This window comes from Staphylococcus shinii, from assembly GCF_017583065.1.
Classification (GTDB): domain Bacteria; phylum Bacillota; class Bacilli; order Staphylococcales; family Staphylococcaceae; genus Staphylococcus; species Staphylococcus shinii.
This window is the reverse complement of the sequence record NZ_JAGEVL010000001.1, coordinates 490,267-508,769: the sequence shown is the minus strand read 5'-3', so window position 1 is coordinate 508,769 and position 18,503 is coordinate 490,267. Positions and strand designations below refer to the sequence as shown.

The following is an 18,503-nucleotide window of genomic DNA, read 5'->3' as shown; positions in this document are numbered from 1 at the left end:
CTAATTTTTACATTAGTAATTTATATATTACCCACTTTGAGTAACGTTAAAAGTAGTATAACATAATTTTTCAATTAATTTCGATAAATGATTTACGAAAATATGAACTATAGAAATACATGATAAAACATTGTTTACGTAGTATAATAGATACAATGTTAAAAAGCTGGAAACATCTTAATGTCCCAGCTTAGCGTTTGTTTGAAAAGTTTATTTGTTTTTATACTGCGACTTTTGTAATAGTTACATCCATTTTATTTTAGGCTCTTCACCTTTAAATATTCTTACAATATTAGTACGGTGCCTAATTATCAGTAGCACGCCTACACCAATACTAACAACAAAGAGGATATAATCTCGAATTAATAATGCACCAATAACACAACAAATTGATGCAATGATACTTGAGAGTGATACATACTTTGTTAAATATAATATTCCAAAGAAAATTACTGCTAATATTAATAATAAGACAGGATTAACTCCTAGTATGACACCAGCACTTGTAGCAACGGCTTTACCGCCTTTAAAACCAAGATAAACTGGATATACATGACCTAGAATCGCGAAAGCACCTACGATAAGTCCATTTGTGAAAAATGTACTAATTGTACCTTCCGCATGAACAGGCAACCATAGTGGGAAAAAGACAACAATAAATCCTTTAAAAATATCTAGAAAAGTAACTAAAAACCCTGTAGGTTTTCCTAGTACTCTAAAGCTATTTGTTGCGCCAGTATTGCCACTACCAAATTGTCGAATATCTTTTTTGAAAAATAATTTACCTATTACATAGCCACTTGGAAAAGCACCAATGAGGTAACTTAGTATTAACATGATTATAATCATCATATATAATCCACATCCTTTAATGACATTAAAATTATTTTACCACATAAGACCATCATAATACGAATAAAAATTTTAAATGAAAAGCATTTATCTATTGAAAATTGATTTGATACTTGCAATTTATCAAGATTTATATAAGAATAACTAATGTATAGTTTTAAAAACGAACGTACGTTTGTAGGAGGGCGAAACGATTGGCAATGAATAAAAAAAATAATTATTCGGATGATTCCATTCAGGTACTTGAGGGACTAGAGGCCGTTAGAAAAAGACCTGGGATGTATATTGGTTCTACCGATAAACGTGGATTACATCATCTAGTATATGAAGTTGTCGATAATTCCGTCGATGAAGTATTAAATGGTTTCGGTAGCGAAATCACTGTTACGATAAATAAAGATGAGAGCATTACTATAGAAGACAATGGACGTGGAATGCCTACTGGTATTCATACTTCTGGAAAACCTACTGTTCAAGTCATTTTTACGATACTTCATGCAGGTGGAAAATTTGGACAAGGCGGATATAAGACTTCTGGTGGTTTACACGGTGTTGGTGCTTCAGTTGTCAACGCTTTGAGTGAATGGTTAGAAGTTGAAATTTATAGAGATGGTAACATATATACTCAAAGTTTTGCAGATGGCGGGAAACCAACAACTGGTTTGAAAAAACATGGTAAGACTAAAAAGACTGGTACTAAAGTAACATTTAAGCCAGACCCAGAAATATTTAAAGCATCTACGTCATTCAATTATGAAGTTTTAAGTGAAAGGCTACAAGAATCAGCATTTTTACTTAAACGTTTGAGAATCACTCTAAAAGACTTAAGAGCAGGCAAAGAACGTGAAGATATCTTCCATTATGAAGATGGTATTAAAGAATTCGTTGCTTATGTCAATGAAGGGAAAGAAGTATTACATGATGTAGCAGATTTCTCTGGGGAAGCTAATAATATTGAAGTGGAAGTTGCATTCCAGTATAACGATCAATATTCAGAAGGTATATTAAGTTTCGTTAATAATGTGCGTACAAAAGATGGTGGGACACATGAAGTTGGATTTAAAACAGCTATGACCCGTGTGTTTAACGATTATGCACGTCGTATTAATGAATTAAAAGATAAAGATAAAAATTTAGATGGTAATGATATAAGAGAAGGTTTAACTGCGATTATTTCAATTCGAATTCCTGAAGAATTGTTACAATTTGAAGGACAAACTAAATCTAAGCTGGGCACACCTGAAGCCAGAAGTGCAGTAGATTCAGTCGTAGCTGACAAACTACCGTATTATTTGGAAGAAAAGGGTCAATTATCTAAATCATTAGTTAAAAAAGCTTTAAAGGCGCAACAAGCTAGAGAAGCAGCGCGTAAAGCTAGAGAAGATGCGCGTTCAGGTAAGAAAAATAAACGTAAAGATACTTTGCTATCTGGTAAGCTTACACCTGCACAAAGTAAAAATACGGAGAAAAAAGAATTATACCTTGTCGAAGGTGATTCAGCGGGTGGCTCTGCAAAGTTAGGTCGTGACCGTAAATATCAAGCGATTTTACCGCTTAGAGGTAAAGTAATAAATACTGAGAAAGCACGCCTTGATGATATCTTTAAAAATGAAGAAATTAACACAATTATTCATACTATTGGCGCTGGTGTCGGTAATGAGTTCAAAATTGAAGATAGTAACTATAATAGAATCATTATTATGACAGATGCCGATACAGATGGTGCGCATATTCAAGTGTTATTATTAACATTTTTCTTTAAATATATGAAACCATTAGTTGAAGCTGGCCGTGTATTTATTGCGTTACCACCACTTTATAAACTTGAAAAAGGTAAAGGTGCATCTAAAAAAGTAGAATATGCTTGGACAGATGAAGAATTAGAAAAATTGCAACGAAAATTAGGAAAAGGTTTCTCATTGCAACGCTACAAAGGTCTTGGTGAAATGAATGCTGACCAATTGTGGGAAACGACTATGAACCCTGATACAAGAACATTGATTAGAGTGCAAGTTGAAGATGAGTTACGTTCATCTAAACGTGTTACAACACTAATGGGTGACAAAGTTGCACCAAGACGTGAATGGATTGAAAATCATGTCGAATTTGGTTTACAAGAACAACAAAGTATTTTAGATAATAATGAAATTCAAATATTGGAACAGGAAGCGCCTAATGAGGAGGAAGTAAATTGAGTGAAGTAATTCAAGATTTATCGCTAGAAGATGTTATTGGCGATCGTTTTGGTAGATATAGTAAATACATCATTCAAGAGCGTGCATTGCCAGACGTTCGTGACGGTCTCAAGCCTGTTCAAAGACGTATTTTATATGCAATGTATTCAAGCGGTAACACTTACGACAAAAATTTTCGTAAAAGTGCTAAAACTGTCGGTGATGTTATAGGCCAGTATCATCCACACGGTGATAGGTCTGTATATGATGCGATGGTGCGTTTAAGTCAAGGATGGAAACTACGTCATGTACTTATAGAAATGCAAGGTAATAACGGTAGTATCGATAATGACCCAGCTGCTGCAATGCGTTATACTGAAGCAAAATTAAGTCGTCTCTCAGAAGAACTTTTAAGAGATATTAACAAAGAAACTGTGCCATTTATGCCAAACTATGACGATACGACAATGGAACCGATGGTCTTGCCTGCAAGACTTCCTAATTTATTGATAAATGGTAGTACTGGGATTTCTGCTGGTTATGCTACAGATATTCCACCACATAACCTAGGAGAAGTGATTCAAGCAACACTTAAATTTATTGATAACCCGGACATAACAGTGAATCAATTGATGAAATATGTCAAAGGCCCTGACTTTCCAACAGGCGGTATTATCCAAGGTGTGGATGGTATTAAGAAAGCTTATGAATCAGGTAAAGGGAAGATCGTAGTTCGTTCGAAGGTTGAGGTTGAAGAATTAAGAAATGGTAGAAAACAACTAATTGTTACAGAAGTACCTTATGAAGTTAATAAGAGTGCATTGGTTAAAAAAATGGATGAATTACGTGCTGATAAAAAGGTTGATGGCATCGTCGAAGTTAGAGACGAAACTGACCGTACAGGATTACGTATTGCAATCGAATTGAAAAAAGATATTAATAGTGAAGCCGTAGCTAATTTCCTTTATAAAAATACAGATTTACAAGTTTCATATAACTTTAACATGGTTGCTATTAGTGAAGGACGACCAGTATTAATGGGTATTCGTCAATTTATAGATAGTTATTTAAATCATCAAATTGATGTTGTAACGAAACGTACACGTTATGAACTAGACCATGCTGAGAGTAGAATGCACATCGTTGAAGGTTTAATGAAAGCTTTATCTATATTAGACGAAGTGATTAAACTTATTAGAGCTTCAAAAAATAAAAAAGATGCTAAAGATAATTTGGTAGCTGAATATGACTTTACTGAAGCTCAAGCGGAAGCGATAGTGACATTACAATTGTATCGTTTGACGAATACAGATATTGTTCAGTTACAACAAGAACATGATGAATTGAAAGCATTAATTGAGCGTTTGAGAAATATTTTAGATAATCATGATGCATTATTAAATGTAATTAAAGAGGAATTAACCGAAATTCGTAACAGATTTAAACAAAATCGTCTATCCTCTATAGAAGCTGAGATTTCAGAGATTAAAATTGATAAAGAAGTGATGGTTCCTAGTGAAACTGTGATTATGAGTATTACTAAACATGGTTATATTAAACGAACTTCATTACGTAGTTTTAATGCAAGTGGCGTAGGCGAAGTAGGTACTAAAGATGGCGACTCGATTATGAAATATGAAGAAGCCAACACTTTAGATACAGCGCTAGTGTTTACAAATAAAGGTCGCTATCTATTTATACCAGTTCATAAGTTAGCTGATATAAAATGGAAAGATTTAGGGCAGCATGTCTCTCAAATTGTGCCACTTGATGAAGGCGAGCACGTTATAAACGCTTATTGTGAAAGTGATTTTAAACCAGAAGCGTTTTATATATTAGCGACACGTAATGGTATGATTAAAAAGAGTAACGTATCCATGTTCAAAACAACACGCTATAATAAACCACTTGTTTCCATGAAATTGAAAGATAATGATGAAATTATAAGTGTTATGCGTATATCAGAACCGCAATTGATTACTGTGGTAACAAATAAAGGCATGTCGCTTACTTACGATAGTGATGAACTTTCTGATACAGGCTTGAGAGCTGCAGGTGTTAAATCTATTAACTTAAAAGATGAAGATTATACGGTATTAACAGATATTGTAACTTCAAATAATACGATATTAATGGCGACACAACGTGGATCTTTAAAACGCATCAGCTTTAAAGTGTTACAAATAGCTAAACGTGCCCAACGTGGTATTACATTATTAAAAGAATTGAAGAAAGCGCCACACCGCATTATAGACGCTGCAGTCATTCAACCAGACCAAAAAACTTATACAATATACTCTGACAAACAGCAAGAAACTGGCTCAATAAAAGATATCCACTTATCAGAACAATATACAAATGGTAGCTTTATCGTAGATACTAGCGATTTCGGTGAAATAAAAGATTTAGAAGTAAAATAAAATATCTTATAAAAAATTGTTAGTAAATACAACTGTATAGTGATAAAATACCAGTTAGGTGCAATAAATAATTAAAAAAGAGGTTTATAGCGTAAGGAAAAGATGTGTTTAGTTATTGTTATTCATATTTTTTCACTTAAACTCATAGTAATAATTTAAGGTGTATTACTATGAATATAGCTATAAATCTCTTGCTCTAATTTTGAAATTAAATATACATAGATGAGAGGGATTAAATTGAGAGATTTTGATAGTTTAATTCCAGATTGGTTCAAAACATTTGTTCAAGTCGGGAATGATTTAATCTGGTCGCAGTATTTAATTGGATTGTTAATAACAGCCGGTATATTTTTTACAATTGGCTCAAAATTTGTTCAATTAAGATGGATTCCAGAAATGTTTCGTGCAATTGGTGAGAAACCTGAAACTTTAGATAATGGTAAGAAAGGGATTTCACCATTCCAAGCATTTGCAATTAGTGCTGGATCTCGTGTTGGAACTGGTAATATTGCGGGGGTTGCAACTGCAATTGTACTTGGTGGCCCAGGAGCGGTATTTTGGATGTGGATTATTGCTTTTATCGGTGCTGCTAGTGCTTTTATAGAAGCAACTTTAGCTCAAGTGTATAAAGTTCCTGATGAGGACGGTGGCTACCGTGGAGGCCCAGCGTATTACATAACTAAAGGTTTAAATCAAAAATGGCTAGGTGTTGTCTTTGCTGTGCTAATCACAGTTACATTTGCATTTGTGTTTAATACAGTTCAGTCAAACACAATTGCAGAATCTTTAAAGACGCAATATAATGTAAGTCCAATTGTAACTGGTATTATTTTAGCAATTGTTACGGCTGCTATTATTTTTGGTGGTGTGCGTAGTATCGCTAAATTATCTTCAATAATCGTACCATTTATGGCAATTATTTATATTGGTTTAGTTGTTGTGATATTGGTATTTAATTATGACCAAATTATACCAATGATAACAACTATCGTTAAAAGTGCGTTTGGATTTGAGCAAGCAACTGGTGGTGCAGTTGGAGCAGCAATCCTTCAAGGTGTAAAACGTGGCTTGTTCTCAAACGAAGCTGGTATGGGGTCAGCACCTAATGCTGCTGCGACAGCTGCTGCGCCACACCCAGTGAAGCAAGGTTTAATTCAATCGTTAGGCGTATTCTTTGATACAATGTTAGTTTGTACTTCTACAGCAATCATGATTTTACTATACACAGGTTTAGAATTTGGAGACAATGCAGCACAAGGTGTTGCGGTTACACAATCTGCTCTAAATGAACATTTGGGTAGTGGAGGCGGTATATTCTTAACAATCGCTATCACATTGTTTGCATTTTCATCTGTAGTAGGTAATTATTACTACGGTCAATCTAATATTGAATTTTTATCTAAAAATAAAACTATATTATTTATATTTAGATGTTTAGTTGTTGTACTAGTATTTGTTGGTTCAGTAATTAAAACTGAAACTGTTTGGAGTACTGCCGATGTATTTATGGGCTTAATGGCAATTGTTAACTTAGTGGCGATTATAGGATTATCGAATATTGCTTTTGCCGTTATGAACGATTACCAACGTCAACGTAGAGCTGGTAAAAAACCTGTTTTCAAACCTGAAGAATTAGAAATTAATTTGTTTGGTATTGAAAGTTGGGGCATGAAAAAATAATTAAATATTATTCATATTAACATATAGAGCCTTTCAAATAGATCACTTATTAGTGGGAATTTGAAAGGCTCTTTTATGTCTTTCAATTTTTGAAAATCCACTATATAATATTGAATGACAGAAAAAGAAGGATGATTCATGTGAGTGATTACCTGATAACTAAGGTTTTAAATAATAATGTTATTATCTGTAAAAAGGCACAAGAAGAATATGTGCTCATTGCTAAGGGCATTGGTTTTAATAAAAAAAGTGGCATGACTTTGCAAGAAAATCAAACAGTTGAGAAAACGTATATTTTAGACCAAAAGTCTCAACAAGATCATTATAAATCACTGGTTGAGCAAGCTGATGACACATTAATTCAAGCAGTCATTGAAGCTGTTAATATTATAACGAATTCAGTAATGAAGGTAGATAATCAAAAATTGGTCATATCTTTAACAGATCATATTATATTTGCATATAATCGATTGAAACAAAATCAATTAATAAATAACCCTTTTGTTGTAGAGACAAAGCAATTATATACTGAGGCATATGGTATCGCTGAGAAAGTAATCGATCGTTTAAACCATGTATTAGATGTGAATTTTCCAGAAGATGAAATAGGTTTTATAGCGTTACATATAGCTTCTAATACAGAAACTTTATCTATACGTGAAATGGAACTGATTAATCGTTTGATTAATAAAAGTATATTTATTTTAGAACATGATTTAAAACAAGAGATAGAAAAAGACACAGTCCAGTACCAACGCTTTATTAGACATATTCAATTTTTAATTAAAAGATTGAGAACTGGTGAAAATTTGCAGAAAACAAATGCTTTTGAAGAGTTATTGAAAACTCAGTATCCTTTATGTTTCAATATCGCTTTGAAAATAATGAAAATGTTGCAACAGGAATTGGGCATTAAAATATATGAGGCTGAAGTTATTTATTTAACTTTGCATGTCTACCATTTTATGATTGATGCCGACCATACTAACGAAACTAATGTTTAAAGTTTATAGCTAGTGTTTGCTATTCAGAAAATATAAAAAATGAAGTCAGGTCGTCAAATGTACTTTAAATATAGGCCTATATAAAAATGCTAGCTTGGGATAATTTCAGAATGAAAGATACGACAACACTATATTATGGTGCTGTCGTATTTTTTTCTAATAATAATTAATTTAGAATTTTCCTTAAGGCAAAATTGCGTTTTTGTAAAAAAATAAATGTGTAATTAGTATTATTTTATAAATTTAATGTTAAGTTTTTTAATAGTACGTAATGAAAGTATTATATTTTTATTTATAAATACAAATTCGCTTTACTATAATAATTAAAAATCATAAAATTAGTTTTCAAGTTGTTATGTTTAAAGGGGATGTTTTCGTATTAAATACTATGATGAAATTCCTATAATTAGGTCTGTAGCGGCTATGCTTGTTGTTGCCATTCATACAGTTAATAGTATCTCACTTTCAGGAGGCTCGTTTACATCAGACGGGTTAGGTTATATAAACCAAATTGCAAGGTTAGGCACGCCTATTTTCGCGGTAGTTAGTGCTTTTTTATTAACTATTTCTGTTATTCATAGAGGCTTTAGCTTGAATTATTTTATAAAATCAAGATTTAGCAAAATCTTAATCCCATATATTATATGGACAGTTTTTTATTTGTTATATAGGGCTTATTTTTTACATAATTTAGAAGATGATGGTAAACTAATCAATTATTTTATATTCGGTAAAGCAAATTTCCATCTATATTTCATATTAACTGTAATCCAATTTTACTTTTTATTTCCATTCGTACACAAATTTAAAAAAGGGTGGCCAATTCTTACTTTATTCGTAGTTGCAACTATAGCTAATATAGTTTGGATAATGATGGGTCCTGTTGCAATTGATGGCGGAGGACTAGAACGATTTGTTAATGATAAGCTTTTTATTATGAATTGGATATCTTTTTTCATTTTAGGTATTGTTTATGCGAAATTTTACAATGAAATAAAAGAACTGATATTTAGATATAAAGTGTTACTTTCTATTATTATTGGCATATTATTTATTGATTTATTAATCAGTATTGATTTAGACAATTTACACAGTTCTATACATGTTTCAAATATAATATATATCCCATTCTTTATTATATTTCTTAATTATATGTTTGAATATGTGAAAGAAAATAAAATTGTTTTACGTACGCTAACGTTAATAGGCAATTACTCTATGGGAGTTTATTTAGTACATTATGTAGCAATCCAATTTGTGAAACGTTTACCTATTGTTGAAAATATTGATGCTCAAAGTAAGTTTGTTGGGGTATTTATAGCAGCGGTGGCTGTATCTGTATTCATCGTTTACTTAATTAGTAAGTTACCATTTGGTAATTATATTGTGCCAATTCCGAAAAAGAAAGCTAATAAAACTCCTGCTAATTTGCGAGGTAATAGTGATACTAGTAATGAAGTAACGACGTAAAATTAATGATAAAACATTATTTAACGGGGGCCATAAGGGCTCCCTCTTTTTTTGAATTAAATAATATATTTAGGGCATTTTTGACAATAGCCCTTCCTATATTCAATGTTACTGTTGGTTTAATAATTATTGAGAAATATTTGGAAAATGCGTTTAATTATATAGGAATAGTGAATAATCCATGCAGAAGCGCTATGACAATTATAATTTAGTATAATAGATGATTGTTATTTAAAGAATGTGTTATTATTAAGCATAGTACAACAAACTATTAAAGCTGTTCGTGATAGAGTTTTGTACGTCTTTTTATAATATTAATAAGTAATTATTATTTTTAAGAATTAATTTAAGGTATGGTGAGTTATATGTCGAATGAAGACAATGTACAACAAGAAAAGAAGAAAAGTAAAGATAAATTAAAGCTTAGTTTTCCTGAAACTCGCTTCATGAAGTTTGCAGGTGGGAAAGACTTACTTTTTGGTTTGTTAATTTTAATATTAGTAGGCATAGCTATATTTATATTTGATCAAGTATCTTATATTTTCAAACCATTCATTATCGTTTTTAATACTATTGTAGCACCTATCATTGTTTCAGTTATTCTATATTATCTATTGAACCCATTAGTTAATTTAATGGAACGGTATAATATTTCTAGAGTATGGGGCGTAATCATATTATTCCTATTGATTGTAGGTGTAATAGCACTTGTTATTAACCTTTTAATACCTGTCATAGGGTCGCAATTTAGAAGTTTTGGTAATAATTTTCCGTCATATGTGGATAAGGTCAATCAATTTATAGATAGCGTTACTAAGTATTCATTGATATCGAATTTCTACAGTCAAATTCAAGAGCAATTAGATGCGCTGGCTAACAAATTGCCATCTATGGTTTCAGATTACTTTAATGGATTTGGTTCAAAGATTAAGAATTTTGCTGAGGCGATTGTAAATGTTGGTGTAGTAATTGCAACGACACCATTTGTGTTATTCTTTATGTTAAAAGATGGTCATCGTTTCAAAGAGTTTTCTACAAAATTAATGCCACCTAAATTTAGAAAAGATTATCATGATTTACTAGACAAAATGAGTGTTCAAGTTGGTTCTTATATTCAAGGTCAAATCATCGTTTCATTTTGTATTGGTATTTTATTATTTATAGGTTATAGCATTATCGGGTTAGATTATAGTTTGATTTTAGCATCAATTGCTGCTGTTACAAGTGTAGTGCCATACATAGGACCTACAATTGCGATATCACCAGCAATAATCATTGCGTTAATCACTTCCCCAATTATGCTATTGAAATTGATTGTAGTTTGGACCGCTGTTCAGTTTATAGAAGGACATCTAATTTCACCTAATGTCATGGGTAAAACACTTAAAATACACCCATTAACAATTATTTTCATCTTATTAAGTGCAGGTAACTTATTAGGTATTGTAGGTGTGATTTTAGGTATCCCAGCTTATGCTATATTAAAAGTGTTGGTTTCACATTTATACGCTATGTTTAAACGTAGATACAATAAGTATTATGGTGAAGACGCTGGAGAATATGAAATTACTACAGACGAAGAAATTCGTTAAACCACTGTAAGTTTTGTTCATTGTTTTTTGAAAATAAATGCTATTTTTATTTCGCATTTATATCATTAAATGTTCAAACTGAAGCGGTGCGACTAAATTACAAAGTGATAAACATTTATAGATTACAATTATAAAAACTATCAAGGGCGAGACGATGAAATCAATTTTTAAATATGGTTTCTGTCTCGCCCTTTAATCGTTTATTTATATATTACTAATATACTGAGTTAGCTTATTGCAATATATACAAGTTATGTACTGCAATACTATATTATTAAAAATTTCATTTTATTTATTAGAGTTTAATTTATTACAGTAAAAATCAAGTAGTACACCTAATAGTACGTCTAACAGTTTTGTTAGTTATTATTATTAAAAAAATTATTTATTATGTTTTGTTCTTGTGCTATATTTTTATGGAATGATTAGATTATTAAAAGCGAAGTGAAAAGATGTCAAAAGAACTGAGAAGTAAATTATTTTCTTTATTAAAAATTGCATTTGCGTTAACGTTATTTACCATTGTAGTGATTACTTTGTACAAAGAGCTCTCACATATTAATCTTAAAGAAACAATAAAATCCTTTAGTAAAATAAACCGATTTTGGCTTGTAGCGCTGTTCCTTAGTGGTGGGGCGTCTATTATAGTGCTTTCAATGTATGATGTAATCTTAGCTAAAACATTAAAGCTAAAAATTGGTTTGCCTAAAACGATTAGAATTGGTTATACAGTCAATGCTTTGAATGCTGTTGTCGGCTTTGGTGGATTTATAGGAGCGAGTGTACGTTTCTTATTTTATAAAAATACAACCGATGATAAAAAAGCTTTGCTACATACCATTTCTATTGTTTTGGTTTCAATGTTAACTGGTTTGAGTTTACTTTCCATATTAGTAGTTATTCATGTCTTTGATATTTCACATATTTTTACACCGTACCCATGGATTAAATGGTTAATGTATGTGGTAGCATTGTTTTTACCTATGTTTGTTGTGTTTACTATATTAAAACCTGTACAAAAAACACATAGATTGCTCGGTGTATATTGCACAATTGTTTCAGGTGTTGAATGGTTTGTTGCAGCATTAGTGTTATACATGGCAATGGCTATTGTGGGTGTTCAAATACCTTTTGCTACTTTTATGGGGATTTTTATTCTAGCGGCATTATCGGGATTAATCAGTTTTATTCCTGGTGGATTTGGTACATTTGATTTAGTTGTACTGTTAGGTTTGAAGGCATTAAATATTGATGAGGAAGCAATCGTATTAGGTTTATTACTTTATCGTTTTGCTTATTATTTATTTCCTGTGCTTATTGCACTGATTTTATCTACATTTGAATTCCGTAGTACCGCCAAACGTTACTGGGAAGGTTCACGTATATTAGTGCCAGTAAAAGATATGACGTCTTTGTTAGGCTCATATCAAAAGGACATCATTGCACGTATACCATCTTTTGCTATGGCACTTTTATTGCTATTTACGAGTCTAGTATTCTTTTTGAATAATTTAACAATTATTTATGATGGATTATATGATCCAAACCACTATATCTATTATATTATTGTTTCAATTCATACTTGTGCTTGTTTGCTATTATTATTAAATGTCATAGGTGTATATAAATTATCTAAACGTGCAATACTATTCGCAATTATTTCTGTATTGTTTATATTTATTGCAACAGCTTATACTTATGCATCATTTATACTATTAAGTTGGCTTACAGTGATCTTTGTGTTATTGCTTGTGTTTTATAAACGGGCTCGGGTTATCAAACGACCGTTTAGATATTCCAAGTTATTATTAAGTATTATTACAGGTGCAATAATACTCTATATTAATCATCTTGTAATTAAGAGTACGTTCTATTCTTTAGATATTTATCATATTGAAATGTTGACTTCTATTTTGAGATATTATTTCTGGATTACTATTTTATTAGTAGCAATTATAGTAGGCGTTATTGTATGGTGGTTTGAATATAGATATAGATCATCAAATAGTAGAGATAATATCACTACATGCGAGTCGATTATTAATAAATATAATGGAAATTATTTAAGTCACTTAATGTACAGTGGAGATAAGAAATTTTTTATAAATGACAACGAGGATGCTTTTGTAATGTATCGTTATCAAAATAATACGTATATTATTTTAGGTGATCCAATTGGTAATAAAGAATCATTTTATAGTTTATTAGAAGCATTTTATCAAGAAGCGGAATATTTAGGTTATGATATTATTTTTTATCAAGTAACGGATAAACATATGTCACTCTATCATAGTTTTGGTAACCAATTCTTTAAATTAGGTGAAGAAGCTGTTATAAATTTAACGACATTTACAACATCAGGGAAGAAAAAGCGTGGGTTGCGAGCTACGCTAAATAAACTTGATGATTTGGGGTATTCATTTGAAGTGGTGGAACCACCATTTTCACAACAAATGATTGCTGATTTAAAAGTTATTAGTGATGAATGGTTAGCTGACAAAAATGAAATGCATTTTTCTGTTGGAAGTTTTGATGAACATTATCTATCTCAAGCCCCAATAGGCGTGTTAAAAGATAATAATCAATCCCTTATTGCTTTCTGCACATTGATGCCAACTTATTATAATGGTGTTATTTCTGTTGATTTAATACGTTGGAAACCAAATATTGAGTTACCGTTAATGGATAGTTTATATTTGAATATGTTACTTTGGTCAAAAGCTAATAATTATGAGCATTTTAATATGGGAATGGCGACATTATCTAATGTTGGACAAATCCCTTATTCTTTTTATGGTGAAAGAATCGCTGGCCGTGTATTTGAGCATTTCAATGGGCTATACAGATTTCAAGGTCTCAGAAGATATAAAGAGAAATTTAATCCAAAATGGGAACCAAGATTCCTCGTTTATCGTAAACGCCACTCATTATGGATCAGTATGTTAAAAGTTATGCGGGTCATTAGGAAAAATAGTTAGACTACAACATGAAGCACCCCACATGTCATATGCATGTGGGGTGCTTTTTAAGGAGTTTAATAGTGCTTAATGGTTTGTGTAGTTAATCTTTGGAGAAGTCATTAACTACTTTAATAAACTAACAATTGTTACCTTTTTAAATATCATTTTGATTCTAACTATATTTGAATTTCTCGTTACCCCTTTGTTAAAGGTACAATATAAATATATCATCATTAGAAAACGCTTTCAATACTGTATTGAAATCTTATTCACTTTATTATGAACATATTATACGTGCATTTCCTTATTAAAATTTATATGTATTATTACTTTTCTGAGGTGATGAATTCATATAAATGATTTTCTTTTTTAGTGACAAATAACTTAGATTAAAACTAGGTTTTTATTTTAAATAAAAATAATTTAATAAATTAATCATGCAATTATGCTATTAAATAGTGGAAATATGTGGTAGTATGAAAACGGTTACACAAAAGGGGTGATTTGACTGACAACGATAAAAGATGTAGCGCAATTAGCGGGCTGCTCAGTTGCAACCGTTTCTAGAGCGATTAATAATACGGGGTATGTTAAGGCGCAAACACGATTGCAAATTGATCGTGCAATTGCAGAGCTTAATTACCAACCAAATGAAGCAGCAAGGACATTATATAAAAGGAAATCTAAAATGATTGGATTGCTATTACCAGATATAAGTAATCCGTTTTTTACATTGATTGCAAGAGGCGTTGAAGATGTTGCTGTTGAACATGGCTATCAAGTGTTAATTGGTAACAGTGATAATGATACTGAAAAAGCAAAGGCCTATTTAACAACATTTATATCTCATAATTGCGCAGGTATGATCACTACTGCACTTAACGAAAATATAATTGAGAAAATATTAGAACCTATTCATATGCCTTTTGTATTTGTCGACCGTACTAATGATGAAATTACGGGTGTTTCAACTGATCATTATGAAGGAGGACAACGCCAAGCAGAATTAGTGATTGAAGGTGGCTGTAACCGTGCCTTAGTTGTACATGAAGATTTAACTATTGATGCATTTGAACACCGTGTAGAAGGAATAATGTCAATTTTTAAAGAACAGCGTATTAACCATAGAACTTATTCAGCTCAGGATTTAAACGATGAAGGTTCATTTATTAATTTAATTAGGAAACAAAACATAGACAGCGTTATCTGTAGTAATGATTTGTTAGCAATTAGAGTGATGGGTATACTTCAACAACATAATTTACAAATTCCAAAGGATGTTCAAATTGTAGGGTATGATAATATACCATTTTCAACAATGACATTTCCTCAAATTAGTACAATCGATCAGTCGGCTTATCGTTTAGGAGAGCTAGCAATGTCAAAGTTACTTAAATTGTATAATCGCCAAGATTATGTCGAACTAGAAAAAGTAGCCATTTCCGTAATAAAGAGATCGAGTACACGTCATTAATGCGTAACATGTAACGGGTTACATAAATAAAGGAGTGGTTTGATGTATAAAACAGGTATTTTAAATAGTGAAATTTCAAAGGTGCTAAGTGATTTAGGTCATACAGATCAAATTATTATTGCTGATTGTGGTCTGCCAGTACCACAGGAAGTTAAGAAAATAGACCTTGCCTTAGAATTTGGGAAACCATCATTCTTAGAAGTATTTCGCTTAATAAAAAATCATATGGTAATAGAGCAAGTAACGATTGCTAATGAAATGATTAAGCAAAACGATGAGCTCTACATACAATTGATGGCAGAAAATGTCGATATTAACACTAAATCTCATGAACAGTTGAAAGTGGATAGCACGCAAGTTAAAGCTGTTATAAGAACTGGTGAAGCTAAACCTTATGCTAATGCAATATTAAAAAGTGGCGTTCTATTTTAAAGGAGTGATTAATAATGATTAATATGGATCAAATATATAAATCCTTTGGACAAAACGACGTGATGTTGGGTGTGGATTTTGAAATTGCTGATGCAGAGGTCCATGCGTTAATGGGCGAAAATGGTGCTGGTAAAAGTACATTAATGAAAATTCTTACAGGTGTCTATGAAGCGGATGGTGGCACAGTAGTAGAAAATGAACAACCAATCCATTTTAAGAATACTAAAGATGCCGAAAATCATGGCATCGCATTTATACAACAAGAATTGAATATTTGGCCCAATTTGACGGTACTAGAAAATTTATTTTTAGGAAAAGAAGCAACTAAATTTTTCGGCATTGTTGATAATAAAGCTATGAAGCGACAGGCACAAGAGATATTTAAGAAATTGAATATTACGATTGATTTAAATCAATTAGCAGGGGATTTGTCTGTTGGAATGCAACAAATGTTAGAAATTAGCAAAGCACTTATGCAAGAGGCTAAAGTTATCATAATGGATGAGCCAACTGCTGCATTAACAAATAATGAAATCGAAGTATTATTTGAACAAATCAAAAAGTTAAAAAGTGAAGGCGTATCTTTTGTTTATATTTCACATAGAATGGAAGAAATTTTCAGCATTTCTGACCGTATTACTGTAATGAGAGATGGTCGTTCTATTTTAACTGCTGCTACTGAATCTACCACACATTCACAAATCGTTAAGGCGATGATAGGTAGAGATTTAGATAACCAATATCCTGAAAGAAATTATAAGCAAGGTGAATTAGTGCTATCTGTGAATAACTTGAATTCAAATGAACATGATTTAAAATCGGTTCACTTTGAATTGCATAAAGGAGAAATTTTAGGTTTTAGTGGGTTAATGGGTGCTGGCAGGTCAGAGATTATGCGCGTGTTATTTGGTTTAGATAAAGGAACTATGCAAGTAGAGTTAAATGGTAAAAATATTTATATGAATAACCCTAACCAATCTATACAACATGGTTTAGCTTTTATTACTGAAAATAGAAAAGAAGAAGGGTTAGTATTACAAGACTCTATTTTAGAGAATATATCGTTACCTGCGTTAAAAAGCTTTTCAAAATCAGGCTTTCTTGCTCAGCGTTCAATGGAACAATATACGCAGCAAATGATTAAGCGATTAAATATTAAAGGTAAACAAGATGATGCTTGTGTAGATTTGTCTGGTGGTAACCAACAAAAAGTAGTGTTAGCGAAATGGATAGCTACAGCACCACGTGTGCTAATTTTAGACGAGCCAACTAGAGGAATTGATGTAGGTGCTAAAAGAGAAATATATCAATTAATGAATGAACTTACTGAACGAGGAATGTCGATTATTATGATTTCATCAGAGTTACCTGAGGTTATTGGCATGAGTGACAATGTTGCTGTTGTACATGAAGGAAATATTGCAGGGTTATTAGATAAGGCATCTTTATCTGAAGAACGTATTATGACTTTAGCTACTGGAGGGAAAATAAATGAATCAATCTAAGTTATCTTTTTCATATTTAGAAAAAATCATACCGTTTATCGGATTAATATTATTAGTCATTATCATAAGCGTATTAAACAGTGCTTTTTTAGAACCATCCAATTTATTTAATTTATTAAGACAAGTATCCATTAACGGTTTGATAGCATTTGGCATGACATTTGTTATTTTAACAGGGGGGATAGATTTATCAGTTGGGTCCACACTTGCGTTATCCAGTGCGATGATTGCCATATTAATGGTGTCTGGTGTTGACTCAATTGTTGCGTTGTTAATAGGTTGTATCTTCGGAGCTATTTTAGGGGCGATTAATGGGATTTTAATCACTTTAGGTAAGATGGCACCATTTATTGCAACGTTAGCAACAATGACCGTTTTTAGGGGGCTCACACTTGTTATCACTGATGGCAATCCGATTACAAATTTAAATGGTAGTTATGCATTTCAATTATTCGGACGTGGCTATTTTTTAGGTATACCTGTACCAGCAGTGACCATGTTTATCACATTCATTATTTTATATATTATTTTACATAAAACGGTGTTTGGTAGACAGACTTATGCTATGGGTGGTAATGAAAAAGCGGCATTTATCTCAGGCATTAAAGTCAATAAGTTGAAGGTTATGATATATAGTTTAGCTGGTTTAATGTCTGCGATGGCAGGAGCTATATTAACATCTCGTTTAAATTCTGCACAACCAACAGCCGGCATGTCATATGAATTGGATGCTATTGCAGCTGTCGTACTTGGTGGTACTTCGCTTACAGGTGGTAAAGGGCGCATACTCGGTACATTAATTGGTGTGCTAATTATAGGTGTGTTAAACAATGGTTTAAATCTATTGGGTGTATCTTCGTTTTATCAACAAGTCGTTAAAGGTGTTGTAATTATTATTGCAGTGCTAATAGATAGAAAGAATAAATCATAAGGGAGGTAA

At 31.8% G+C, this 18,503-nt stretch carries 12 protein-coding genes; 11 read left to right on the top strand and 1 reads right to left on the bottom strand.

Going from position 1 to position 18,503, the window contains the following annotated elements; genetic code table 11:
- Window positions 1-243 precede the first annotated feature (243 nt).
- Window positions 244-852 (bottom strand): glycerol-3-phosphate 1-O-acyltransferase PlsY, encoded by a 609-nt coding sequence (gene plsY, locus J5E45_RS02455; protein ID WP_039066634.1) that lies wholly within the window; start codon window positions 850-852, stop codon window positions 244-246.
- A 200-nt stretch (window positions 853-1,052) separates the two neighbouring features.
- Between plsY and parE the strand changes: the two genes are divergently transcribed.
- The 11 genes from parE to J5E45_RS02400 all read left to right on the top strand — a co-directional run bounded on the left by parE (window position 1,053) and on the right by J5E45_RS02400 (window position 18,494).
- Window positions 1,053-3,047 carry a DNA topoisomerase IV subunit B gene (parE, locus tag J5E45_RS02450; protein WP_172643863.1) on the top strand — a complete coding sequence of 665 codons (1,995 nt, stop codon included), beginning with the start codon at window positions 1,053-1,055 and terminating at the stop codon, window positions 3,045-3,047.
- Window positions 3,044-5,446 carry a DNA topoisomerase IV subunit A gene (parC, locus tag J5E45_RS02445; RefSeq protein WP_208181544.1) on the top strand — a complete coding sequence of 801 codons (2,403 nt, stop codon included), beginning with the start codon at window positions 3,044-3,046 and terminating at the stop codon, window positions 5,444-5,446. Before parE ends, parC begins: the two co-directional genes overlap by 4 nt.
- A 237-nt stretch (window positions 5,447-5,683) precedes the next feature.
- Window positions 5,684-7,126 carry a glutamine transporter AlsT gene (alsT, locus tag J5E45_RS02440; RefSeq protein WP_039066629.1) on the top strand — a complete coding sequence of 481 codons (1,443 nt, stop codon included), beginning with the start codon at window positions 5,684-5,686 and terminating at the stop codon, window positions 7,124-7,126.
- A 140-nt stretch (window positions 7,127-7,266) separates the two neighbouring features.
- A complete protein-coding gene (glcT, locus tag J5E45_RS02435) occupies window positions 7,267-8,130 on the top strand; it encodes a glucose PTS transporter transcription antiterminator GlcT (RefSeq protein ID WP_039066628.1) in 864 nt (287 codons plus the stop codon).
- Between the two features lie 378 nt (window positions 8,131-8,508).
- On the top strand, window positions 8,509-9,600 hold the full coding sequence (locus J5E45_RS02430) for an acyltransferase (RefSeq protein WP_039066627.1): 1,092 nt from the start codon (window positions 8,509-8,511) through the stop codon (window positions 9,598-9,600).
- A 365-nt stretch (window positions 9,601-9,965) separates the two neighbouring features.
- The gene (locus J5E45_RS02425; protein ID WP_039066625.1) at window positions 9,966-11,192 is read left to right on the top strand and encodes an AI-2E family transporter; all 1,227 of its coding nucleotides are present in this window, start codon (window positions 9,966-9,968) and stop codon (window positions 11,190-11,192) included.
- A gap of 452 nt (window positions 11,193-11,644) precedes the next feature.
- On the top strand, window positions 11,645-14,170 hold the full coding sequence (gene mprF, locus J5E45_RS02420; RefSeq protein ID WP_208181543.1) for a bifunctional lysylphosphatidylglycerol flippase/synthetase MprF: 2,526 nt from the start codon (window positions 11,645-11,647) through the stop codon (window positions 14,168-14,170).
- 490 nt (window positions 14,171-14,660) lie between these two features.
- Window positions 14,661-15,626, top strand: coding sequence for a LacI family DNA-binding transcriptional regulator (locus J5E45_RS02415; protein ID WP_208181622.1), 966 nt, complete (start codon window positions 14,661-14,663; stop codon window positions 15,624-15,626).
- A gap of 42 nt (window positions 15,627-15,668) precedes the next feature.
- Window positions 15,669-16,058, top strand: coding sequence for a D-ribose pyranase (gene rbsD, locus J5E45_RS02410; RefSeq protein ID WP_069793115.1), 390 nt, complete (start codon window positions 15,669-15,671; stop codon window positions 16,056-16,058).
- A 14-nt stretch (window positions 16,059-16,072) separates the two neighbouring features.
- Entirely contained in the window at window positions 16,073-17,563 is a 1,491-nt protein-coding gene (locus tag J5E45_RS02405) for a sugar ABC transporter ATP-binding protein (protein ID WP_208181542.1), read from the top strand.
- Window positions 17,550-18,494, top strand: a complete 945-nt coding sequence (locus J5E45_RS02400) for an ABC transporter permease (protein ID WP_069793113.1) — start codon at window positions 17,550-17,552, stop codon at window positions 18,492-18,494. The genes J5E45_RS02405 and J5E45_RS02400 overlap by 14 nt, the downstream gene beginning before the upstream one ends.
- Window positions 18,495-18,503 lie beyond the last annotated feature (9 nt).